The sequence below is a fragment of the Streptomyces sp. CB01580 genome, assembly GCF_001905795.1.
GTDB lineage: Bacteria > Actinomycetota > Actinomycetes > Streptomycetales > Streptomycetaceae > Streptomyces.
Window position 1 is genome coordinate 112571 of record NZ_LIXJ01000016.1, and the last position, 21792, is coordinate 134362.

Genomic DNA, 21792 nt, shown 5'->3' on the forward strand with positions numbered 1-21792 from the left:
CCCGGCCGGGCGGTGACGACGTCCCGCGTACGGGCCGGTGTCACCTGGCGGCGAAGTCCGCCGCGGCGAGAAGGGCGGTGTCCGGGTTGTCGGCGAAGATGCCGTCGATCCCCGTCTCGAAGTACGTCCGGAAGGCGCCGAACGCGTCGCCGTACGCGGCGGGGTCCGTGCCGCGCCGGAAGTCGGCCGGCAGGAAGGAGTTCTCGTTGCGCATGGTGTACGGGTGGAGGACCAGGCCATGGGCGTGCGCGTCCCGCACCAGGGTGGTCGGCCCGGTGAGCCGCCCGGAGGCGTCCTTGGGGATGATCAGGTCCAGGGTGGGTCCTATGCCCTGGGCGTAGGAGGCGATCCACTTCAGCCCCTCGGGCTTCACCAGGTCGGCGACGGTGCGCGGGTCGCCCGACGCGACGAAGTCCCAGGGCCGCTCGGACGGCCCGGAGAGCAGGACGACGCCCGGCGTGGCGACGAGCCGGGAGAGTCGCTGGATGCTGCTGGGCTCGAAGGACTGGAGGATGAGCGGCGCGTTGCGACGGTGGCGGTTGTAGCGGCGCAGCAGCTTGGCGAGGGGCTCCTCCAGGCCGAGGCCCAGACCTCGGAAGTAGGTGGGGTGCTTGGTCTCGACGTACAGCCAGACCGGCCTTCCGCGCCGACGGCCCTCGCGGTCGGCCCAGCGCAGGACCTCCTCGAAGGTGGGGACCTCCCAGCGGCCGTCGTAGAGCGTGTTCTTCTGCCGGGTGCCAGGGATGCGCTCCTTGGCCCGCAGCGTCTTCAGTTCGGCGAGGGTGAAGTCCTCGGTGAACCAGCCGGTGAGCGAGACCCCGTCGACCGTCTTGGTGGTCCGACGGCTCACGAACTCGGGGTGCGCGGCGACATCGGTGGTGGCGGTGATGTCGTTCTCGTGACGGCAGACGAGATGGCCGTCCTTGGTCGGTACCAGGTCCTGCTCGATGACGTGCGCCCCCATGTCGAGCGCGAGCTGGTAGGAGCCCAGGGTGTGCTCGGGCCGGTAGCCGCTGGCGCCCCGGTGCCCGATGACGGTGGGCACCGGCAGGTCGAGGCGGAAGCCGTGTCCCGTGCCCGGCCGGCCCGTCCGTTCGGCGGCGTCGCGGCCGGTCGTGCCGGCGGCCTCGGCCGTTCCGCCGGCGAGTCCGAGGGCGGCCGTGCCCAGGACGGCGGCCCCCGCCCCCAGCATCGTTCTGCGGCCGGGACCCGCCTGCGCGCGCTCTGTCATGAATGCTCCTCGCGTGTGATGTCTCGCACCTGTCGGACGCGGGCCGAGCGTAGGCAGTCGTACCGTCGAGGGAGCGGCAGCCGGACGAACTTGGCGCAAACACGTGTCAACGTCCGGTATCCGTTGGATGAACCCGACGTGCGGTCTGCGGGTACCCGCGAGTATCGTCCTCACCTGCATGGACCGTCACGATCCCGCGCCCCGGCCGGCCCGGCCGCTACACCGGAGGAACCGTTGTCCCGACTCGCGCTCATCAAGGCAGTGCTCGGACCGTTTTTGCGCCTGATGTTCCGCCCCCAGGTGGAGGGCGCGGAGAACATCCCCGGGGACGGTCCGGTGATCCTCGCGGGCAACCACCTGACGTTCATCGACTCCATGATCATGCCGATCTGCTGCGACCGGCCGGTGTTCTACATCGGCAAGGACGAGTACGTGAAGGGCAAGGGGCTCAAGGGCCGCGCGATGGCCTGGTTCTTCACGGGCTGCGGCATGATCCCGGTGGACCGGGACGGCGGCCGGGGCGGTGTCGCCGCGCTGATGACGGGCCGTCGGGTGCTGGAGGAGGGCAAGGCCTTCGCCATCTACCCGGAGGGCACCCGGTCCCCCGACGGCCGGCTCTACCGGGGCCGTACCGGCATCGCTCGGCTGACGCTGATGACGGGCGCGCCCGTGGTGCCGTTCGCGGTGATCGGCACGGACAAGCTGCAGCCCACCGGCGCCGGTCTGCCGCGCCCCGGGAAGGTGACGGTCCGTTTCGGCGAGCCGATGGAATTCTCCCGCTACGAGGGCATGGACCGGGACCGCTATGTGCTGCGGGCGGTGACCGACTCCGTGATGGCCGAGGTGATGCGGCTGTCCGGTCAGGAGTACGTCGACGTGTACGCAACGAAGGCCAAGGCCGCGTGAGCTGACGCACGGCAGAGCGAGGGGGTCCGTACCCGGTGTGGGTACGGACCCCTTTCGTGTGCGCACCGCCCGGATTTCGTGTGCGTGCCGCCGGTACGCCCGACGCTCCTGCTGCGCGGGCGGACGGCGGGCCGCCACTCGGGCGCGGCCGGGGCGCTGAGCCGCCGCTCGGGGCGGCCGGCGCGGTGGGCGGCTACTCGGGCACGATGCCTTCCGCCAGCTTCTGGCCGCGCAGCAGGAACCAGGCCGCGACGGCGGTCGCCAGCAGGACCGCCGCGCCCGCGCCCGCCGCGAGCCGCAGCCCCTCGACGAACGCCTCCTGCCCCGCGGCGACCAGTGCGTCGGCCTGCGGCGCCGGTAGGCCGTGGGCCGCTTCGACGGCCCCGCCCAGTGAGTCGTGGGCGGCTGCCGCGGCGGCGGCCGGGATGCCTTCCGGGGTGACGAAGTCCTGGTAGACGCCGGTGACGACGGAGCCGAGCAGGGCGATGCCGAGGGCCGCGCCGAGTTCGTACGCCGTCTCGGAGACCGCGCCCGCGGCGCCCGCCTGCTCCTTCGGGACGCTGGAGAGGATCACGTCCGCGGTGACGGTGAACGCGAACCCCGCGCCGACGCCGACGACCAGCAGCACGGCACCGATCAGCGGATAGCCGGTCTCCTTGTGGATCACGGTGACCGCGGCGAGCGCCAGCCCGATCGCGCCGAGACCGCCGGACACCACCGCGCGCACCGAGTAGTGGCGGGCCACCCGCCCGGCGACCAGACCCGCGACGACGGCCCCGACCGTCGCGGGCAGTTCGGCGAGTCCCGCCTCCAGCGGTCGGCGGTCCTGCACCAGTTGCAGGAACTGGGACAGGAAGAAGACCAGACCGGACAGGCCGAGGATGGTCAGCAGGTCCGCGAGGACCGCGCCGGAGAAGCCGCGGTGGTGGAAGAGGCGCATGTCCAGCAGCGGCGCGGGAAGCGTGAGCTGTCTGCGTACGAACCAGCCGAGCGCGGCCAGACCGCCGAGACCGGCGACGGACGCACCCCAGCCCAGCCCGTGCGCGGCCAACTCCTTGACGGCGTACACGACACCGATCATGCCGAGGAACGACAGCGCCACACTGCCCAGGTCCCAGGGTCCCGGGGCCGGGTTCTTCGATTCGGGGATCATCCTGGCGCCGACGACGACCAGGACGGCCATGACGGGCAGGTTGATCAGGAAGACCGAGCCCCACCAGAAGTGCTCCAGGAGGAACCCGCCGACGACGGGACCGACGGCCGCGCCCGCCGAGGCCATGGCTCCCCAGATGCCGATGGCGAGACTGCGTTCGCGCGGATCGTGGAAGAGGTTGCGGATCAGGGCGAGCGTGGACGGCATCAGGGTGGCGCCCGCGACCCCGAGCAGCGCCCTGGCCGCGATCATCATCTCGGGGCTGCTCGCGTACGCGTTGAGCACGGAGACCGCGCCGAAGGCGATCGCCCCGCACAGCAGCAGCTTCTTGCGGCCGATGCGGTCGCCGAGGCTCCCCATGGAGACCAGGAGACCGGCGATGACGAAGGAGTAGACGTCGCCGATCCAGAGCAGCTGGGTGCCGGACGGCTTGAGGTCCTCGGTGAGGAACGGGGTGGCGAGACCCAGGACGGTGGCGTCGACGGCCACGAGCAGCACCGCGAGGACGAGGACGGCCAGGGCGATCCACCGCCCCGGCCGCCGCAGTTCCCGAGGGGCTTGCACGTGCTGGTCGAGTGTGCTCATCGTTCTACGCTCCGACGCGCGCCGCCGAGCAGCAACTCGACGATCATGTACTGGAAGTCCTGCCCGGCGATCCGGCCCGCCTGAACGGCCCAGGCCCCGGTGGAGAAGAGTCCGTAGAGGGTCTCGGTCAGCCAGGCGGGGGTGAGGTCGATCCGGAACTCGCCGCGTTCCTGGCCGCGCCGGAAGAAGGCGGCGACCCTGGCGTCCAGCCGGTTCCAGCCCTCGTTCAGCTCGTCGCCCTCGAAGAGCTGGTTCTCCGTGACGAGGAAGGACAGCAGCCCGGCACTCGGCTCCACGGCCGCGACCAGCCTCCGCAGCGCCTCCTCGGACGTGCCCTCGTCGAGCGCGGCGGCGTCGAGCGCGGCCTCGAATTCCCGGATGCCCAGGTCTTCCAACGCCCTGACCAGGGCATCCCGTCCCGCGAAGTGCCGGTGCAGGGTGGCGCGCCCGATGCCCGCGGCCCGAGCGACCTCGTCCATGGTGGCGGTCGATTTTCGGGTCAGCAGCGCGGCGGCGCTGCGGAGCACCTGTTCACGGTCGAGTCTCATGAGACGACGATAAACCATATGAGACAAATATGTCTCATCGAGGATCGTCGTCCGTACCGAGGGAGACCATCGCCCGTACCGAGCGGCCCGTCGCCCCGCGCGCTACGGGACCGTCGCCACCGCGGCGGACGGAAGAGGACCATGTCGGTATGAAGCCGCTGCTGCTGATCGACATCGACGGTCCGCTCAATCCGTACGCGGCACTCATGAACCGCCGTGTCCCGGACGGCTACACGCGGCACTGGACGCGGCCGACGGGCTGGGAGTTCGGACCGCCGCTGCCCGTCCTGCTCAACCCGGAGCACGGCCTGGCGCTGCTCGGCCTCGCCGGGCGCTACGAGCTGGTCTGGGCGACGACCTGGATGGACGAGGCCAACGTGTGGATCGGGCCGCGTCTGGGCCTGCCCCCGCTGCCGTACATCGACTGGCCGTCGCTTCCCGTCGCCGCTCCCGAGGACACGTACTGGAAGACGCCGTACATCGTGGCGTACGCGGCCGGCCGGCCCTTCGCCTGGATCGACGACGAGATCGCCGACCGGGACCGGGAGTGGGTCCATGGGCAGGGGGCGGCGGCGCTGCTGCTGTGGATCGATCCGCGCACCGGGCTGCTGCCGGGCGACTTCGAGACGCTCGCGGGGTGGGCGGACGGGCGCCGGGGCGGCGCGCGCTGAGCCGCCCGCGCGCCGCCCCGGGCCCTGTGCGGCGGTGTCCGCCACCACCGCCGCACGGGGTCGGCGCCCGTCAGCCGTCGAGGACGGCCAGATCGAGGCCGGGCAGGCGCGCCGGGTCCTCCGTGACGGACAGGGCGACGATCCTCCCCCGCTCGATCGTGAAGACCATGACCGACAACCGCCCGCCCTCACGCATCGAGACGACCGCCGGTTCCCCGCCGGCCAGGGCCCGCTGCGACGAACGGGCGAACGGCGCGAACATCATCGCCCGGCGGGCCACGGCCTCGGCGCCCCGCGCCACGATCGGCATGCCCGCGCCACCGGCGCCCGCGTCCGAGCGCACGACCACGTCCGGGTCGAGCACGGCGACGAGGGCCTCGAAGTCACCGCCGCGGGCGGCGGCCAGGAAGGCGTCGACGACCTCGCGCCTGCGGGCGTGGTCCGGACCCGGGTCCGGATCCGCCCCGCGCACCCGGCGCCGGGCCCGGCTGGCGAGCTGCCGCGTCGCGGCCGGGGTACGGTCCACGACCCGCGCGATCTCGTCGAAGGGCACGGCGAACATGTCGTGCAGGACGAACGCGAGCCGCTCGGCCGGGTCCAGCGTCTCCAGGACGACCAGCATCGCGAGGCCGACCGAGTCGGCCATCAGCGCCTGTTCCTCGGGGTCGTCGTCCGGACGGCCGCCGAGCACGGGTTCAGGGGCGTGCGCCTCGGGCACTCCCGCGCCGGGGAACGCCTCGTCCAGGAACGCCTCGCGCCGGGAGCGGCGGGAGCGGAGCATGTCCAGGCACACCCGCCCGACGACCGTCGTCAGCCAGCCGCCCAGGTTCTCGATCGCCGCGCTGTCGGTACGGCTGAGCCGGATCCAGGCTTCCTGGACGGCGTCCTCCGCCTCGCTCGCCGAGCCGAGCATCCGGTGGGCCACGGCCTTCAGTTGGTTCCGGTTCTCCTCGAAGCGTTCCGCCAGCAACTCGTTCGTCTCCACAGTGGCCTTTTCCTCCGTCGTGATCCGTCACCGTGATGACGCGCCGGGGGCCGTCGATGTGACAGAGGCCCGCCCGCTCTCATCGGCCCCGCCCCGCTGCCTTCGTCGGCCCCGCTCCGCCCGACGCACCGGACCGGCCGGGGCGCACCGCCCGCCCGGTCCGCCGGCGCGCACGCGCCTCTCGCTCAGCCCCACGGCAGCGCGGCCCGGTACCGCCAGTACGCCTCCGGATCCTCCACGAGCGCGCCGAGCCGGGAGCGCCGCTCCTCGTCCAGTTCGACGACGGCCGCGTGCAGGTTCCCGGCGAGCTGTTCGACGGTCGCCGCGCCCGAGAGCACCACTCCGGCCCACGGCTGGTACAGGACGAACGCGAGTGCGACCGCATCCGCCCCCACCCCGGCGTCGGCCGCGATCTCCCGGATCACCGCGGGGGCCTCCGTCCCGGCGAGCCGCCCGTTCGCCATGCCCTCCTTGACGATGACGGTGAGCCCTGCGTCGTGCGCCTCGGCGAGCGCCGCTCCGGCCGACGTCTCCAGTGCGTTGAAGGTGGCCTGGACGGTACGGAAGAGCGGCTCGCCGTCGACCGTGACGGCGAGCGCGGCCCGGATGGCGTCGGCCTGCCGGGGGCCGCTGGTGGAGAGGCCGACGGTGACCCCTTCGGCGGCGAGCCCGGCGAGCCGCGCGTGCAGCTCCCGGTCGGTCAGGGCCGGGCTGTCGACGGTGACCGAGTGGATCTGGTAGAGGTCGAGGCGGTCGCCGAGCAGGGCGCCGGTCTCGGCGCGCTGGCGCAGGAACGTGGCGAGGCCGTGGTCCTTCACCTCGTGCGCCTCGGCCTCGACCTTCCAGTCGGCGGTGTAGGTGTAGCCCCATTTGCTGCCGACGACGACGTCGTCCGCCTCCGGGTGCGCCTTCAGCCAGTCGGCGAGGAACTCCTCCGAACGGCCGTACGAGCGGGCCGCGTCGATGTAGCGGACGCCCTGCGCGTAGGCGGCGTCCAGCAGTTCGTGGGTGCGTTCGCGCAGCGCCTCGACGCCGCGGTCGCCGGGCAGATCGCGGTCGCGGTGGAGGTTGATGTAGCCGGGTCTGCCGACCGCCGCGAGACCGAGCCCGATGTGGGCGGTCGGCGTCGTCGCTGTGGCCAGCCGTGCGAAGGGCATCGTGGGCTCCTCGTCGTTCGGGTGCGCTCCGCGTCAACGTAACCCGGCCCGGCAGGACAGGAGGGCGGGAGCGCGTGCGCGCCCTCCCGCCCTCCGGTTCCGCACCGTCGTCATTTCTTCTTCGCGGCGGCCCACTCCTGCTGAACCGCGAGGTCGGCCTTCACCTCGGTGAGCTGGACGGCCACCGCCGACGGGGCGGTGCCGCCCCGTCCGCTGCGGGACGCGAGCGCGCCGGGCACGTTCAGGACCGTGCGGACCTCGGGCGTCAGGTGCTCGGAGATCTTCGCGAACTGCTCGTCGGTCAGCTGGTCGAGCTCGATGCCCTGCTGCTCGCACTCCTTCACGCAGGCGCCCGCGACCTCGTGCGCGACGCGGAACGGCACGCCCTGCTTGACCAGCCACTCGGCGACGTCGGTGGCGAGCGAGAACCCGGCCGGGGCCAGCTCCTCCATGCGCTCACGGTTGACGGTCAGGGTGGCCATCATCCCGGTGAACGCCGGGAGCAGGACCTCCAGCTGGTCGCAGGAGTCGAAGACCGGCTCCTTGTCCTCCTGGAGGTCCCGGTTGTACGCCAGCGGGAGCGCCTTCAACGTGGCCATCAGGCCCGTCAGGTTGCCGATGAGGCGGCCCGACTTGCCGCGCGCCAGCTCGGCGATGTCGGGGTTCTTCTTCTGCGGCATGATCGAGGAGCCGGTGGAGAAGGCGTCGTGCAGGGTGACGAAGGAGAACTCCTTCGTGTTCCAGATGATGACCTCCTCCGCGATCCGGGAGAGGTTCACGCCGATCATCGCGGTGATGAAGGCGAACTCGGCGACGAAGTCGCGGGAGGCCGTGCCGTCGATCGAGTTGCCGACGGACCCGTGCTCGAAGCCCAGCTCGGCGGCGACCGCCTCCGGGTCCAGGCCCAGGGACGAACCGGCCAGGGCGCCGGAGCCGTACGGGGAGACGGCCGTCCGCTCGTCCCACTGCCGCAACCGCTCGGCGTCCCGCGACAGGGCCTGCGCGTGGGCCAGCACATGGTGCGCGAAGAGGACCGGCTGGGCGTGCTGGAGGTGCGTGCGGCCGGGCATCGCGACGTCCGGGTGGGCCTCGGCGAGGCCGACCAGCGCGCCCTGGAGCTCGGCGATCAGCCCGCCGATGATCCGGGCGTGGTCGCGCAGGTACATCCGGAAGAGCGTCGCGATCTGGTCGTTCCGGGAACGGCCGGCGCGCAGCTTGCCGCCGAGTTCCGGGCCGAGGCGTTCCAGCAGGCCCCGCTCCAGCGCGGTGTGGACGTCCTCGTCGGCGACGGTACCGGTGAACGAACCGTCCGCCACATCGGATTCGAGCCGGTCGAGCCCGGCGATCATGCGGTCCAGCTCGTCGTCGGTGAGCAGGCCCGCCTTGTTCAGCACGCGCGCGTGGGCGCGGGAGCCCGCGATGTCGTACGGCGCGAGCCGCCAGTCGAAGTGGACGGAGGCGGACAGCCTGGCCAGGGCCTCGGCGGGACCGTCGGCGAAGCGGGCGCCCCAGAGGCGTACGTCGCCGTTGCTGGTGCCGTTGCTCACTGCGTGCTCCTCGGAAGAACAAGGGGTGGATGTGCGACCGCCTCCCCGCACGGAGGGTCCGGGGAGGCGGTGACGTAACAGCTGGGGATCAGGACAGGTCACGCTTGGCGGCGATCTTCGACGAGAGGCCGAAGATCTCGATGAAGCCCTGCGCCTTGGACTGGTCGAAGGTGTCGCCGGTGTCGTAGGTGGCGAGGTTGAAGTCGTAGAGCGACTGCTCCGACTTCCGGCCGGTGACGACGGCGCGGCCCGCGTGCATGGTCATCCGGATGTCGCCGGTGACGTGCTGGTTGGCCTCCTCGATGAAGCCGTCCAGGGCGCGCTTGAGCGGCGAGAACCACAGGCCGTCGTAGACCAGCTCGCCCCAGCGCTGCTCGACCTGCCGCTTGTAGCGGGCCAGTTCGCGCTCGACGGTGACGCTCTCCAGCTCCTGGTGGGCAGTGATCAGCGCGATCGCGCCCGGGGCCTCGTAGACCTCGCGGGACTTGATGCCGACGAGACGGTCCTCGACCATGTCGATCCGGCCGATGCCCTGGGCGCCGGCCCGCTCGTTGAGCTGCTGGATGGCCTGGAGGACGGTGACGGGCTTGCCGTCGATGGCGACCGGGACGCCCTCCTTGAAGGAGATGACGACCTCGTCGGCCTCGCGCGGGGTGGCCGGGTTCTGGGTGTACTCGTAGATGTCCTCGATCGGCGCGTTCCAGATGTCCTCCAGGAAGCCCGTCTCGACGGCGCGCCCGAAGACGTTCTGGTCGATGGAGTACGGGGACTTCTTGGTGGTCGCGATCGGGAGGTTCTTCTCCTCGCAGAAGGCGATCGCCTTGTCGCGGGTCATCGCGTAGTCGCGGACCGGGGCGATGCACTTCAGGTCGGGGCCGAGCGCGGCGATGCCGGCCTCGAAGCGGACCTGGTCGTTGCCCTTGCCGGTGCAGCCGTGGGCGACGATGCCGGCGTCGTGCTTCTTCGCGGCGGCGACGAGGTGCTTGACGATGGCCGGCCGGGACAGGGCCGAGACCAGCGGGTAGCGGTCCATGTAGAGGGCGTTGGCCTTGATCGCCGGGAGGCAGTAGCCCTCGGCGAACTCGTCCTTCGCATCCGCGACCTCGGCCTCGACGGCACCGCAGGCGAGCGCGCGCTTGCGGATGACGTCCAGGTCCTCGCCGCCCTGGCCGACGTCCACGGCAACGGCGATGACCTCGGCGCCCGTCTCCTCGGCGATCCAGCCGATGGCGACGGAGGTGTCCAGGCCGCCCGAGTAGGCGAGTACGACGCGCTCGGTCACGGGTTTCTCCTTACGGTGCAATCACTGATGGGTATAACTATGCAGTCCTCCGTATGGTTTGTCAAAGGTGCTGGTGGGCGGCGCGGCGCGGGCCCTGCGGCCCCGTTCTCCCGTCGTGGCGGACCGGTCCGACGGGCCGTGCCCCGCGTACGACGGGACGCGCCCCCGCCCGGGCGGGCGGTGCCGCCCGGTGAAACGGCCTGTCCGGACGGGGCCGCCGCGACGACAATGCCGCCATGGGAAAGACGTACGAACGAATCGACGGGCGGCTCAGGACCTTCATCGAGGAACAGCGCATCTTCTTCACCGCGACCGCGCCGCTGGACGGCGAGGGCACGGTCAACCTCTCCCCCAAGGGCGTCAGCGGCTCCTTCGCGGTCGTCGACGAACGGACCGTGGCCTACCTGGACTTCGCGGGCAGCAACGCCGAGACCATCGCCCACCTCCGGGAGAACGGCCGCATCACCCTGATGTGGTGCGCCTTCCAGGGGCCGCCGACCATCGTGCGCGTGCACGGCCGCGGCGAGCCGGTCTTCCGCGACGACCCCCGGTTCCCGTCGCTGCTCGGGCACTTCCGCCAGGTGGATCCCGACCCGCACGGGCTGCGCGCCGTCATCGTGGTGCGGGCGGAACTGATCCGGGACAGCTGCGGGTTCGCCGTCCCGTTCATGTCGTACGACGCGGACCGGCCCCTGCACGCCCAGCGTTTCGCCCGCGAGGACGACGCTTCGCTGAGCACGTACTTCGAGCAGAAGGAACACATCGCGACCAGCATCGACGGGTTGCCGGGCCTGCCGCTCCCGCTGCCGGCGATGCCGGGCGTGGAACGGGACTGAGCGCCTGGCGGTGGGCGTGGCCGCCGTGGCGGGTCCGGGTACGGCGGGGCGCCGCGGGGTACCGTCCGGGCATGCGCAGATCCCTGCTGGCCGGCACGGTCCTGCTCGCACTGGCGGGCACGGTCGCGGCCGGGCCCGTCGCCGCGCCGCCCCTGCCCGCCCGGATGGCTGACACCGGCGGCGGCACTCAGTTGATCACGGCCGAGGCCCCGGCCGGGGGCTCCACCACGGGCACCGTCACCTGGTGGGACCTGCGCCGGGGCGTCTGGACGAGGGCCGGGTCGGCCCCGGCCCGGTTCGGCGCGAAGGGCCTGGCCGAGGGGGCGACCCGCAAGCAGGGCACCTCCACCACGCCCACCGGCCTGTACGGCCTGCCGTACGCCTTCGGGACCGGGGCGGCGCCGCACGGCACCGTCCATCCGTACCGCCGGATCACCGGCCGGTCGTGGTGGTGCCAGGACAACGCGGCGCGCGCCTACAACCGCTGGGTGGAGCCCCGGCCCGCGGACTGCCGGGCGAGCGAGGCGGAGCGGCTGGCCGACCATCCGACGCAGTACGCCCGCGCCCTCGTCATCGGCTTCAACTACGTGCGCCCGGTGCGCGGGCGCGGCGCCGGGATCTTCCTCCACGTCGACGGGCGCGGCGCGACCGCCGGGTGCGTCTCCGTACCGGCAGCCGCGATGGACCGGATCCTCGGCTGGGTGGAACCGGCCCGTCGTCCGCACATCGCGATCGGGACCCGTTCGGGCCCGACCTCGATCATCCGCTACTGAGAGCGTCCACGAACCGGTGGCCGACGCATCCGGGACGACGGACGGCCGGTCCGCGGACGGCCGGCGGCACATACGAAGCGTGCGCGGGGCCGGTCCCGGTGACGCCCGGGACCGGCCCGGCGGCACCGGATGCCGCGTCGGTCAGCGCTCGTTCTGGGCCAGGCGCAGCAGGTGGTCGGCGAGGGCCTGGCCGCCCGCCGGGTCCCGGCTGATCAGCAGCAGCGTGTCGTCGCCCGCGATGGTGCCGAGGATGTCGTGCAGTTCGGCCTGGTCGATGGCCGAGGCGAGGAACTGCGCGGCGCCGGGGGGCGTGCGCAGCACGACGAGGTTGGCCGACGCCTCCGCCGAGATGAGCAGTTCGGCGGAGAGCCGGCGCATCCGCTCCTCCTTCGCGGATCCGCCCAGCGGCGCCTGCGGGGTGCGGAAACCGCCCTCGCTCGGCACCGCGTAGATCAGCTCGCCCCCGGTGTTGCGGATCTTCACCGCACCCAGTTCGTCGAGGTCGCGGGAGAGCGTCGCCTGGGTGACGCTCAGCCCGTCGTCGGCGAGCAGCCTGGCCAGCTGGCTCTGCGAGCGCACCGGCTGCCGGTTCAGGATGTCCACGATCCGGCGGTGGCGCGCGGTGCGGGTCTGCGGCACGGAGGGCCCGCTCTGCTCGGTCTCCTGCGCCTCGGTCATCGTCGTCGCCTCATTCTCCGGATCGTCCGTCCCCGTGTACCGCGTCGAGGGCGCCGGGAAGTGCCCGGAGGAACGCCTCCACCTCGGCGTCACCGATGATCAGCGGCGGCATCAGCCGCAGGACGTCGGGGGCGGGGGCGTTCACCAGGATTCCGGCTCCCTGAGCCGCCTGTTGCACCTGGGGCGCGCGGGGCTCGGTGAGCACGATACCCAGCAGCAGGCCGGAGCCGCGGACGTGGGAGACCAGAGGGTGCCCGAGACCTTCCACTCCGTCCCGGATCCTCTCGCCGAGCCGCTTCACCCGGTCCAGGGCTCCGTCGGTCGCCAGGGTGTCCAGGACGGCCAGTCCGGCGGCACAGGCGATCGGGTTGCCGCCGAAAGTCGAGCCGTGGTGGCCCGGCTTCAGCAGCTCGGCGGCCGGGCCGAAGGCGACGGTCGCGCCCAGCGGCAGCCCGCCGCCGAGCCCCTTGGCGAGGGTGACGACATCGGGCTCCACGCCCTGGTGGGCCTGGTGCTCGAACCAGTGGCCGCAGCGGCCGATGCCGGTCTGCACCTCGTCGAGGGCGAGCAGGGTCCCCGTGGCCCGGGTGATCTCCCGGGCGGCCTCCAGATAGCCCCGGGGCGGCACGATCACACCGTTCTCGCCCTGGATCGGTTCGATGACGACCAGCGCGGTGTCGGTGGTGACGGCGGCGCGCAGGGCCTCGGCGTCCCCGTACGGGACGTGGGTGACGTCGCCGGGCAGCGGCTGGAACGGCTCGCGCTTCCCCGGCTGGCCGGTGAGCGCGAGCGCCCCCGTGGTCCGGCCGTGGAAGCCGCCCTCGGTGGCGACCATGTGGGTCCGGCCGGTCAGCCGGCCGATCTTGAAGGCGGCCTCGTTGGCCTCGGCGCCGGAGTTCGCGAAGTAGACCCGTCCGTCGCGGCCGAAGAGCTGGAGCAGCCGTTCGGCGAGGGCGACGGGCTGCGGCGCGATGTAGAGGTTGGAGACGTGGCCGAGGGAGGCGACCTGGGCGGAGACGGCCTCGACGACGGCGGGATGGGCGTGGCCCAGCGCGTTGACCGCGATGCCGCCGACGAAGTCGAGGTACTCGGTGCCGTCGGCGTCCCACACCCTGGCCCCCTCGCCGCGGACGAGGGAGAGCCGGGGGGTGCCGTAGTTGTCCATGAGCGCGTGCTGCCAGCGCTGCGCGTACTCCTGGTTGCTCATGACTCCCCCTGGGTGTCGGGTGCCTCGTCGGGCACGACCATCGTGCCGATTCCCTCGTCGGTGAAGATCTCCAGCAGGATCGAGTGCTGGACCCGGCCGTCGATGACCCGGGCGGTCTCGACGCCGCCCCGTACGGCGTGCAGGCACCCCTCCATCTTGGGCACCATGCCGCTGGACAGCTCGGGCAGCAGCTTCTCCAGCTCGGTGGCGGTGAGGCGGCTGATCACGTCGTCGCTGTTCGGCCAGTCCTCGTACAGGCCCTCGACGTCGGTGAGGACCATCAGCGTCTCGGCCCCCAGCGCGGCGGCGAGCGCGGCGGCGGCGGTGTCGGCGTTGACGTTGTAGACGTGGTGGTCGTCGGCGGAACGGGCGATGGAGGAGACCACGGGGATGCGGCCGTCGTCCAGCAGCGCCTGGATCGCGCCCGTGTCGATGGCGGTGATCTCGCCGACCCGGCCGATGTCGACGGGTTCCCCGTCGATGACCGGGCGATGCCGTACGGCCGTGATGGTGTGGGCGTCCTCGCCGGTCAGGCCGACGGCGAGCGGGCCGTGCCGGTTGAGCAGCCCGACCAGCTCGCGCTGGACCTGTCCGGCCAGCACCATCCGTACGACGTCCATCGCCTCGGGCGTGGTGACGCGCAGGCCGGCCTTGAACTCGCTGGCCAGACCCTGCTTGTCGAGCTGGGCGCTGATCTGGGGACCGCCGCCGTGCACCACGACGGGCTTGAGGCCGGCCTGGCGCAGGAACACGACGTCCTGGGCGAAGGCCGCCTTCAGCTCGTCGTCGACCATGGCGTTGCCGCCGAACTTGATGACGACGGTCCTGCCGTGGTGCCGGGTCAGCCAGGGCAGTGCCTCGATGAGGATCTGCGCCTTCGGGAGTGCGGTGTGCTTCCGCGCCGTGGTCATGAGCTGTACGCGCTGTTCTCGTGGACGTAGTCCGCGGTGAGGTCGTTGGCCCAGATGACGGCGGACTCGGTGCCGGCGGCCAGGTCGGCGGTGACGGCGACCTCCCGGTAGCGCATGTCGACCAGGTCACGGTCCTCGCCGAAGCTGCCGTTCCTGCAGACCCAGACACCGTTGATGGCGACGTTCAGCTGGTCGGGATCGAAGGCGGCCTTCGTGGTGCCGATCGCGGAGAGGACCCGGCCCCAGTTGGGGTCCTCGCCGTGGATGGCGCACTTGAGGAGGTTGTTGCGGGCGATGGAGCGGCCCACCTCGACGGCGTCGTCCTCGGTCGCGGCGTTGATCACCTCGATCCGGATGTCCTTGGAGGCGCCCTCGGCGTCGCCGATGAGCTGCCGGGCGAGGTCGGCGCAGACGGCGCGCACGGCCTGGGCGAACTCGTCCTGGTCCGGAGTGGTCCCGCTGGCGCCGGAGGCCAGCAGCAGCACGGTGTCGTTGGTGGACATGCAGCCGTCGGAGTCGACCCGGTCGAAGGTGGTGCGCGTGGCGGCGCGCAGCGCGGAGTCGAGCCCGGCGGCGTCCACGTCGGCGTCGGTGGTGAGGACGACCAGCATGGTGGCGAGGCCGGGGGCGAGCATGCCCGCGCCCTTGGCCATGCCGCCGACGGTCCAGCCCTCGCCGCCCGCGACGGCGGTCTTGTGGACGGTGTCGGTGGTCTTGATCGCGATGGCGGCCTTCTCGCCGCCGTGCTCGCTGAGGGCGGCGGCGGCCTTCTCGATGCCGGGCAGCAGCTTGTCCATCGGGAGCAGGGTGCCGATCAGCCCGGTCGAGGCGACCGCGATCTCGCCCGCGCTGTGGCCGGGCAGGACCTCGGCGGCCTTCTCGGCGGTGGCGTGCGTGTCCTGGAAGCCCTTGGGGCCCGTGCAGGCGTTGGCGCCACCGGAGTTGAGGACGACGGCGCCGACCTCGCCGCCCTTGAGCACCTGCTGCGACCAGAGGACGGGGGCGGCCTTGACGCGGTTGGAGGTGAAGACGCCCGCGGCGGCGCGACGCGGGCCGTGGTTGACCACGAGGGCCAGGTCAGGGTTTCCGCTTTCCTTGATCCCGGCGGCGATGCCCGCCGCCGAGAATCCCTGTGCTGCCGTGACGCTCACGGTGCGACTCCGATCGTGGAGAGACCTGTGTCCTCGGGAAGTCCGAGGGCGATGTTCATGCTCTGGAGGGCGCCGCCCGCAGTGCCCTTGGCGAGGTTGTCGATGGCCGAGACGACGACGATCCGGTGCGCCGCCTCGTCGTACGCGACCTGGATCTGCACGGCGTTGGAGCCGTACACGGACGCGGTGGCGGGCCACTGCCCCTCGGGGAGCAGCTCGACGAACGGCTCGTCGGCGAACGCCTTCTCGTACGCGTCGCGCACTGCCTCGGCGCCCACTCCCGGCCTCGCCTTCGCGCTGCATGTGGCGAGGATGCCCCGGGGCATCGGCGCCAGGGTCGGGGTGAAGGAGACGGTGACCGGCTCCCCGGCCGCCGCGCTGAGGTTCTGCACCATCTCGGGGGTGTGCCGGTGGACCCCGCCGACGCCGTACGGGGACATGTTGCCCATCACCTCGGAACCCAGCAGGTGCGGCTTGGCCGCCTTGCCCGCCCCGGAGGTGCCGGACGCGGCAACGACCACGGCCTCGGGCTCGGCCAGCTGGGCCGCGTACGCCGGAAAGAGCGCCAGCGAGACGGCCGTCGGGTAGCAGCCGGGCACCGCGACTCGCTTGGACCCGGCCAACTCCGCACGCCCGCCCGGCAGTTCGGGCAGACCGTACGGCCACGTACCGGCGTGCGGCGAGCCGTAGAACTCCTCCCAGGCCGCGGCGTCCGCGAGCCGGAAGTCGGCGCCCATGTCGACGACGAGCACCTCGTCACCGAGCTGTTCGGCGACGGCGGCGGACTGGCCGTGCGGCAGGGCGAGGAAGACGACGTCGTGCCCGGCGAGCACCTCGGGCGTGGTCGCCTCCAGCACCCGGTCGGCGAGCGGCCGCAGATGCGGCTGCAGCGCGCCGAGCCGCTGCCCCGCGTTGGAATGGGCGGTGAGGGCCCCGATCTCGACCTCGGGGTGGGCCAGCAGGAGGCGGAGCAGCTCCCCGCCGGCGTATCCGCTCGCCCCTGCCACCGCTGCACGTACCACCATCGAAACCCTCCTCGTCGATGGCATGACTATACGCACCCTTGCACTTTTATGCAATGACCCTCATTGTGCGCCGCGTGGCCGCACGGGACCGAGCGGCCGGTCCGACCCTTCGGCGCGCGGGTCGGTCCCTCCGAGCGTTGCGGCTGAGCCGCGGGCGCGACGTTTCGAGACGGGCGACACCCGATCCTGGTCGACACCGCGCACCTCACGCCCGCCCGGGCCGCCCTGCGGATCGCCGAGGTCGTCAAGAGCCGAGGCCGACCCGCCACGCGAAACGGGCGCGGGTGGCCGCAGAGAACGACCATCGGGTGTCGAGGCGGCGCGAACAGGCTCCAACAGGGGCCCGGCCCAGCCCCGCCCGCGCTGTCACCGCCTCCGAAAGGCCGCAGGTCCGTCACCGGGAGTCGTTGATGGCGGACGAGCACGCCCCGTGGCGGACCCTGATGCTCGGTCGACGGCCGAAGCTCTCACCCGCGGCAATGCGTTCCCGCCGGGCGCCGGGCGTGGTGTCGTCCGCCGACCATCCCCCTCGGGATCCGCCGACCGGCCGTGGTCGGGCGGCCGGAGACCATCACCGGTCTCCGGCTGCCCGACCACGCCGAAGAAGGTACGCCGCGGTCAGCGCGACGGCGGGCTCCGCGTCGTGCGACAGTTCCACGAGGGCATGTGACGCCCGCGTCCCGGGGATGCCCGCCAGCGCCTGCGTCAGCCGTCCGCGTGCGGGCGCCTCGGTGGCGTCATGGGCGAGGCGGTCGACGAGCCCGCTCGCGATCCGGTCCGCCGTCGCGGTGTCGCTCGCCAGCACGCTCAGCGCATCGGCCGCATCGGTGTCGTTCCTTCCCTCCACGATCATGTCGATGAGCGTCGGGACCGTCTCGGCCGCACCACGTGCCCCGAGCGCCAGGGCCGCATGCCCGCGGACCACGGCGTCGGGGTCCGCGAGGGCGTCCCGCAGCAGCGCGGCGGCCTCACCACCGGGCATCTCGGCGAGGGCCTGAACGGCACGTTCCCGCACCACGGCCACCGGTGAGCCGAGGCCCTCCGCCAGCAGTGCCGGGCCGCGGCCGCCCGATCGCGCCAGCGCCCATCGAAGGGCCCCGGCGACGTTCGGCACCGTCTCGCTGAGCACCGCCTCGACCAGGGCCTCCACCGGCACCGGAACCTCGTCGACCGAGGAAAGGGCCGCGCGCTGGCGCGCGTCGGCGCTCTTGGACCGCAGCGCCTGGAGGAGCGCGACGACCTTGAGGACGTCCGTCCAGTCGGCGGGGTCCGCGGCATCGATCCGGCGCAGCCGCGTGAGCAGCTCGGTCTCCGCCGCGACCCGCTCGCGCGTTTGACGGATGAGGTCGTCGACGAGTGCCGAGGGCGTGAAGCCGGGGTCGTCGAGCGCGCGTCCGATCTCGCGCAGCGACAGCCCCAGCGACCGCAGGCTCTCGATGTGGAAGATCCGCCGGACGTCCTCCCCGGAGTACTCCCGGTAGCCGGAGCCGCTGCGGCCCGAAGGACGCACCAGACCGAGCGACTCGTAATGCCGGAGCATGCGGGCGCTGACCCCGGACCGCCGCGCCACCTCACCGATCAACACGTCCTGTCAGCCCTCCTGGTCGGATCCGCCGAGTACCACGATGCGCTTCGCCTCCTCGATCGCGAACTCGAATCCGGCGTCCGGGTCGCGCAGCAGCCGTCGTGTGGCGAGCGCGTGCGCACGGATGCTCGGGGCAGGGGCCGTCGTCGCGGTACGCAGAGCCGGCACGATCGCTTCGCCCAGTGCGACCAGTGCCCGGCTGAGACTCAGCTGCGTCTCCCGCCCGCCGCGCCCGAGCTGCGTCGCCAAAGCCGTGGCCAGCGCGGACTCCTCGCCCTCGGGCACGAGCACGACCGCGGCCCGCCAGGCGCTCCGCGCCACCTCGTCGTCGGCGTCGGCCAGGAGCGTGGCGGTGATCGCCGGCCACGCCCGCCGGTCCCCGATCTTGGACAGTGTGTGCAGCGCCTGGCTCCGCGCCTGCGCACGCTCCGAGCGGACTTCACGGAGCAGCTCGGGAAGCGTCACGGACACCGGGTGGCGGGTGAGCGCCCAGGTCAGCATGTCGCGGACGAAGAACTCCGGCTCGATCGCGCATCGCTCGACCAGCTTGTCGACGAAGCGCGGGTCGGGCGTGCTGCCGACCGCCAGAGCAGCCCTCAGCCGCACGGACGAACGGCCGTCCTCCAACTCCCGAAGCGCTCGTACCGTGTCCGTGTCCCGTCTCGTGACTGTCATCGAGACCACCTCCTCGGCAAGCAGTGAAGACCCTGTCACCGTGTCAAGGTCAAAGCAGGGACCGGGTCAAGGTCAAAGCAGGGACCGGTGTGAGCGGGGGCACGGGCCGAGGGCTCGGGCCGACGGTCCGGGCTACCGACCGGGTTGCCGACGGCCCGGATCGCCGACGGGCCCGGCTGCCGCCGGGAGACACCAGGACGGTGGTCCCCCGGCGGCGGCGCTCACCCGGCCTGAACGGCGGCCGTGTCCCGTACGTCGTCCAGGAGTTCCCGCACCAGCGCGGCTATCTGCGGCGTCTCGATGAGGAATCCGTCGTGGCCGTACGGCGAGGCGACCACCCGGGCCCGGCCGGCCGAGGGGATCCCGGCGGCCAGCTCCTCCTGCTGCGACAGCGGGTAGAGGCGGTCGGAGTCGACCCCCGCGACCAGGGTCCGCGCCGTCACCCGGGCGAGGGCGGCTCGCGTGCCGCCGCGGCCCCTGCCCACGTCGTGGGCGTTCATCGCCTCGGCGAGCACGGCGTAACTGGCCGCGTCGAAGCGCCGGACGAGCTTGGCGGCGTGATGGTCGAGGTAGGACTCGACCTGGTAACGGCCGCCCAGCGAGGGGTCCTCCCCGTCCTGGGCACGGTTGCCGAAGCGGGCGTCGAGTTCCTCGGCCCCGCGGTAGGTGATGTGGGCGATGCGGCGGGCGACGCCGAGGCCCGCGTGCGGCCCCTGCCCCGGTCCTGCGTCGTGGTAGTCGCCGCCCCGCCAGTTGGGGTCGGCGCGGATCGCGTGGAGCTGGGCGGTGGCCCAGGCGATCTGGTCCGCGCTCGCCACCGCCGTCGTGGCCAGCAGCAGCAGCGACGCGACGCGCTCCGGGCGGGACACGGCCCACTCCACCGCCCGCATCCCGCCCATGGAGCCGCCGAGCACGAGGGCCCAGCGGTCGATGCCCAGCGCGTCGGCGAGCCCGGCCTCCGCGAGCACCTGGTCGCGCTGGGTGAGCCGGGGGAACGACCCGCCCCAGCGACGGCCGTCGGGGCGCGGCGAGGCCGGGCCCGTACTTCCCTGGCAGCCGCCCAGGACGTTCGGCGCCACCACGAACCAATGGTCCGTGTCGAGCGCCCGGCCCGGCCCGATCAGCGCGTCCCACCAGCCGGGGCTGGGGTGGCCGGGCCCGACCGGTCCGGCGACATGGCTGTCGCCGGTGAGCGCGTGCAGGACGAGGACCGCGTTGGAGCGGTCGGGCGCGAGCCGCCCCCACGTCTCGTACGCCAGCCGTACGTCCGGGAGCCGGCCGCCGCCCTCCAACGGCAGGGCCCCCGGACGGTGGTACCAGCTGCGGCGCCCCGGGGGGTCCCCCTCCTGCCACGCGCCGGTGGCAGGAGGCGGGATCGCCCTCGGGGTGGTCCCGTCGGCGGGGTGGTCGGCGGTGTTCAGGACGCCTCCTTCGCGGCGCGGAAGCCGGCCTCCAGGTCCGCCTTGAGGTCGTCCAGGTTCTCGATGCCGACCGACAGACGCAGCAGGCCCGGCGAGGTGCCGGTGGCGGCGAGCTGCGCGTCGTCGAGCTGGCCGTGGGTGGTGGACGCGGGGTGGATGATGAGGCTGCGCACGTCACCGATGTTGGCGAGGTGGCTGAAGAGTTCGACGGCGTCCACGAAACGCTTGCCCGCCTCGACGCCGCCGCGCAGCTCGAAGGAGAGCACGGCCCCGGCGCCGCGCGGCAGGTAGCGGCGCCCGGCCTCGTACCAGCGGTTGGACGGCAGCCCGGCGTAGTGGACGGCCGCGACCTCGTCGCGCTGCTCCAGCCATTCCGCCAGCGCCTGGGCGTTGGACGAGTGGCGCTCCATGCGCAGGCTCAGCGTCTCCACGCCCTGCAGGAGCAGGAAGGCGGAGTGCGGCGCGATGGCCGGTCCGAGGTCGCGCAGCAGCTGGACCCGCAGCTTGATGGCGTACGCGCCGGGGCCGAGGGCGGGCCAGTAGCGCAGCCCGTGGTAGCTGGGGTCGGGCTCGTTGAAGTCGGGGAAGCGCTCGGGGTGCGCGCCGAAGTCGAAGGTCCCGGCGTCGACGACGACGCCGCCGATGGTGGTGCCGTGACCGCCGAGGAACTTGGTCGCCGAGTGGACGACGACGTCGGCGCCGTGCTCGATGGGACGCAGGAGGAAGGGGGTGGGCACGGTGTTGTCGACGATCAGCGGGAGCCCGGCCCCGTGCGCGATGTCGGCGAGGGCGCGGACGTCGAGGACGTTGCCGCGCGGGTTGCCGAGGGTCTCCGCGAACAGGGCCTTGGTGCCGGGCCGGATGGCGGCCCGCCAGGCGTCGAGGTCGTCCGGGTCCTCGACGAAGGACACCTCGATGCCGAACTTCCGCAGGGTGTGCCGGAAGAGGTTGTACGTGCCGCCGTAGAGCGCGGCGCTGGAGACGATGTGGTCGCCGGCCCCGGCCACGTTGAGGACGGCGAGGGTCTCCGCGGCCTGCCCGGAGGAGAGGGCCACGGCGGCGACGCCGCCTTCGAGGTCGGCGATCCGCTGCTCGAAGACGTCCGTGGTGGGGTTGTGGATGCGGGTGTAGATGTTTCCGGGCTCGGCGAGCGAGAAGAGGTCGGCCGCGTGCTGGGTGTCGCGGAAGACGAACGAGCTCGTCTGGTAGATCGGGACCGCCCGGGCGCCGGTGGTCGGGTCGGGGACGGCGCCGGCGTGCAGCTGCCTGGTCTCGAACGACCAGCCGGGGGTGGCGGATCCGGTCGGCTCGTCCTCGGGGGTGTGGCCGGCGGTGTCGGCGTCGATCGGCTGGCTCATGCTTCTCCTCGGTACACGTGCGATGCCCGGCGGCGGGCGGGGTGGTGCCGGTGTGAGCGGCGGGGTGCAGGAAGCAGGCGTACGGGGGCTCCGTGCGGAGGGCGTAC

General features: G+C 72.7%; 20 protein-coding genes. 4 read left to right on the plus strand and 16 right to left on the minus strand.

Going from position 1 to position 21792, the window contains the following annotated elements; translation table 11 throughout:
* Positions 1-40 precede the first annotated feature (40 nt).
* A complete protein-coding gene (locus AMK22_RS22560) occupies positions 41-1231 on the minus strand; it encodes a glycerophosphodiester phosphodiesterase (RefSeq protein WP_073787733.1) in 1191 nt (396 codons plus the stop codon).
* A gap of 234 nt (positions 1232-1465) precedes the next feature.
* Between AMK22_RS22560 and AMK22_RS22565 the strand changes: the two genes are divergently transcribed.
* The gene (locus tag AMK22_RS22565) at positions 1466-2137 is read left to right on the plus strand and encodes a lysophospholipid acyltransferase family protein (protein ID WP_073787735.1); all 672 of its coding nucleotides are present in this window, start codon (positions 1466-1468) and stop codon (positions 2135-2137) included.
* A gap of 193 nt (positions 2138-2330) precedes the next feature.
* On the opposite strand, the gene AMK22_RS22570 is transcribed toward AMK22_RS22565, so the two are convergent.
* Together AMK22_RS22570 and AMK22_RS22575 are read right to left on the minus strand one after the other, a co-directional pair.
* Positions 2331-3875: an MFS transporter gene (locus AMK22_RS22570; RefSeq protein WP_073787737.1), complete on the minus strand. Its 1545-nt coding sequence runs from the start codon at positions 3873-3875 to the stop codon at positions 2331-2333.
* Entirely contained in the window at positions 3872-4423 is a 552-nt protein-coding gene (locus tag AMK22_RS22575; RefSeq protein ID WP_073787739.1) for a TetR/AcrR family transcriptional regulator, read from the minus strand. Before AMK22_RS22575 ends, AMK22_RS22570 begins: the two co-directional genes overlap by 4 nt.
* 149 nt (positions 4424-4572) lie before the next feature.
* Here AMK22_RS22575 and AMK22_RS22580 point away from each other — a divergent pair, with 149 nt between their 5' ends.
* A complete protein-coding gene (locus AMK22_RS22580) occupies positions 4573-5094 on the plus strand; it encodes a hypothetical protein (RefSeq protein WP_073787741.1) in 522 nt (173 codons plus the stop codon).
* Positions 5095-5164: 70 nt separating this feature from the next.
* Here AMK22_RS22580 and AMK22_RS22585 read toward each other — a convergent pair whose 3' ends face one another.
* The 4 genes from AMK22_RS22585 to AMK22_RS22600 all read right to left on the minus strand — a co-directional run bounded on the left by AMK22_RS22585 (position 5165) and on the right by AMK22_RS22600 (position 10065).
* Positions 5165-6079, minus strand: a complete 915-nt coding sequence (locus AMK22_RS22585) for a sigma-70 family RNA polymerase sigma factor (protein ID WP_073787742.1) — start codon at positions 6077-6079, stop codon at positions 5165-5167.
* A 185-nt stretch (positions 6080-6264) separates the two neighbouring features.
* Positions 6265-7236, minus strand: a complete 972-nt coding sequence (locus tag AMK22_RS22590; protein ID WP_073787744.1) for an aldo/keto reductase — start codon at positions 7234-7236, stop codon at positions 6265-6267.
* A 110-nt stretch (positions 7237-7346) separates the two neighbouring features.
* Positions 7347-8783, minus strand: a complete 1437-nt coding sequence (argH, locus tag AMK22_RS22595) for an argininosuccinate lyase (RefSeq protein ID WP_073787745.1) — start codon at positions 8781-8783, stop codon at positions 7347-7349.
* Positions 8784-8871: 88 nt separating this feature from the next.
* The gene (locus tag AMK22_RS22600) at positions 8872-10065 is read right to left on the minus strand and encodes an argininosuccinate synthase (protein WP_073787747.1); all 1194 of its coding nucleotides are present in this window, start codon (positions 10063-10065) and stop codon (positions 8872-8874) included.
* A gap of 236 nt (positions 10066-10301) precedes the next feature.
* Here AMK22_RS22600 and AMK22_RS22605 point away from each other — a divergent pair, with 236 nt between their 5' ends.
* Both AMK22_RS22605 and AMK22_RS22610 read left to right on the plus strand, forming a co-directional pair.
* Positions 10302-10901 carry a pyridoxamine 5'-phosphate oxidase family protein gene (locus AMK22_RS22605; protein ID WP_073787749.1) on the plus strand — a complete coding sequence of 200 codons (600 nt, stop codon included), beginning with the start codon at positions 10302-10304 and terminating at the stop codon, positions 10899-10901.
* 71 nt (positions 10902-10972) lie between these two features.
* Positions 10973-11674, plus strand: coding sequence for a L,D-transpeptidase family protein (locus AMK22_RS22610; RefSeq protein WP_073787751.1), 702 nt, complete (start codon positions 10973-10975; stop codon positions 11672-11674).
* A gap of 141 nt (positions 11675-11815) precedes the next feature.
* On the opposite strand, the gene AMK22_RS22615 is transcribed toward AMK22_RS22610, so the two are convergent.
* The 9 genes from AMK22_RS22615 to AMK22_RS22655 all read right to left on the minus strand — a co-directional run bounded on the left by AMK22_RS22615 (position 11816) and on the right by AMK22_RS22655 (position 21685).
* The gene (locus tag AMK22_RS22615; RefSeq protein ID WP_073787752.1) at positions 11816-12352 is read right to left on the minus strand and encodes an arginine repressor; all 537 of its coding nucleotides are present in this window, start codon (positions 12350-12352) and stop codon (positions 11816-11818) included.
* Between the two features lie 10 nt (positions 12353-12362).
* The gene (locus AMK22_RS22620) at positions 12363-13559 is read right to left on the minus strand and encodes an acetylornithine transaminase (RefSeq protein ID WP_073787754.1); all 1197 of its coding nucleotides are present in this window, start codon (positions 13557-13559) and stop codon (positions 12363-12365) included.
* On the minus strand, positions 13556-14470 hold the full coding sequence (gene argB, locus AMK22_RS22625) for an acetylglutamate kinase (protein ID WP_073787756.1): 915 nt from the start codon (positions 14468-14470) through the stop codon (positions 13556-13558). Before argB ends, AMK22_RS22620 begins: the two co-directional genes overlap by 4 nt.
* On the minus strand, positions 14467-15621 hold the full coding sequence (gene argJ / locus AMK22_RS22630; RefSeq protein WP_073787757.1) for a bifunctional glutamate N-acetyltransferase/amino-acid acetyltransferase ArgJ: 1155 nt from the start codon (positions 15619-15621) through the stop codon (positions 14467-14469). Before argJ ends, argB begins: the two co-directional genes overlap by 4 nt.
* Complete coding sequence (argC, locus tag AMK22_RS22635; protein ID WP_073787758.1) at positions 15618-16646, minus strand: N-acetyl-gamma-glutamyl-phosphate reductase; 1029 nt, start codon at positions 16644-16646, stop codon at positions 15618-15620. Before argC ends, argJ begins: the two co-directional genes overlap by 4 nt.
* 571 nt (positions 16647-17217) lie before the next feature.
* On the minus strand, positions 17218-18231 hold the full coding sequence (locus AMK22_RS22640) for a MerR family transcriptional regulator (RefSeq protein ID WP_073787759.1): 1014 nt from the start codon (positions 18229-18231) through the stop codon (positions 17218-17220).
* Between the two features lie 6 nt (positions 18232-18237).
* Positions 18238-18906, minus strand: a complete 669-nt coding sequence (locus tag AMK22_RS22645) for a HEAT repeat domain-containing protein (RefSeq protein ID WP_073787760.1) — start codon at positions 18904-18906, stop codon at positions 18238-18240.
* A gap of 221 nt (positions 18907-19127) precedes the next feature.
* The gene (gene metX / locus AMK22_RS22650; protein WP_199883297.1) at positions 19128-20327 is read right to left on the minus strand and encodes a homoserine O-acetyltransferase MetX; all 1200 of its coding nucleotides are present in this window, start codon (positions 20325-20327) and stop codon (positions 19128-19130) included.
* Positions 20324-21685, minus strand: coding sequence for a bifunctional o-acetylhomoserine/o-acetylserine sulfhydrylase (locus tag AMK22_RS22655; protein ID WP_073787762.1), 1362 nt, complete (start codon positions 21683-21685; stop codon positions 20324-20326). The genes metX and AMK22_RS22655 overlap by 4 nt, the downstream gene beginning before the upstream one ends.
* Between the last annotated feature and the right edge of the window lie 107 nt (positions 21686-21792).

What these genes read in the sequence shown, in the direction of transcription:
- argC (WP_073787758.1), bottom strand. Translation starts at nt 16,646, where the DNA reads ATGGTGGTACGTGCAGCGGTGGCAGGGGCGAGCGGATACGCCGGCGGG.
- AMK22_RS22560 (WP_073787733.1), bottom strand. Translation starts at nt 1,231, where the DNA reads ATGACAGAGCGCGCGCAGGCGGGTCCCGGCCGCAGAACGATGCTGGGG.
- AMK22_RS22645 (WP_073787760.1), bottom strand. Translation starts at nt 18,906, where the DNA reads ATGACAGTCACGAGACGGGACACGGACACGGTACGAGCGCTTCGGGAG.
- AMK22_RS22570 (WP_073787737.1), bottom strand. Translation starts at nt 3,875, where the DNA reads ATGAGCACACTCGACCAGCACGTGCAAGCCCCTCGGGAACTGCGGCGG.
- AMK22_RS22620 (WP_073787754.1), bottom strand. Translation starts at nt 13,559, where the DNA reads ATGAGCAACCAGGAGTACGCGCAGCGCTGGCAGCACGCGCTCATGGAC.
- argB (WP_073787756.1), bottom strand. Translation starts at nt 14,470, where the DNA reads ATGACCACGGCGCGGAAGCACACCGCACTCCCGAAGGCGCAGATCCTC.
- AMK22_RS22580 (WP_073787741.1), top strand. Translation starts at nt 4,573, where the DNA reads ATGAAGCCGCTGCTGCTGATCGACATCGACGGTCCGCTCAATCCGTAC.
- AMK22_RS22590 (WP_073787744.1), bottom strand. Translation starts at nt 7,236, where the DNA reads ATGCCCTTCGCACGGCTGGCCACAGCGACGACGCCGACCGCCCACATC.
- AMK22_RS22605 (WP_073787749.1), top strand. Translation starts at nt 10,302, where the DNA reads ATGGGAAAGACGTACGAACGAATCGACGGGCGGCTCAGGACCTTCATC.
- AMK22_RS22575 (WP_073787739.1), bottom strand. Translation starts at nt 4,423, where the DNA reads ATGAGACTCGACCGTGAACAGGTGCTCCGCAGCGCCGCCGCGCTGCTG.
- AMK22_RS22610 (WP_073787751.1), top strand. Translation starts at nt 10,973, where the DNA reads ATGCGCAGATCCCTGCTGGCCGGCACGGTCCTGCTCGCACTGGCGGGC.
- AMK22_RS22655 (WP_073787762.1), bottom strand. Translation starts at nt 21,685, where the DNA reads ATGAGCCAGCCGATCGACGCCGACACCGCCGGCCACACCCCCGAGGAC.
- AMK22_RS22615 (WP_073787752.1), bottom strand. Translation starts at nt 12,352, where the DNA reads ATGACCGAGGCGCAGGAGACCGAGCAGAGCGGGCCCTCCGTGCCGCAG.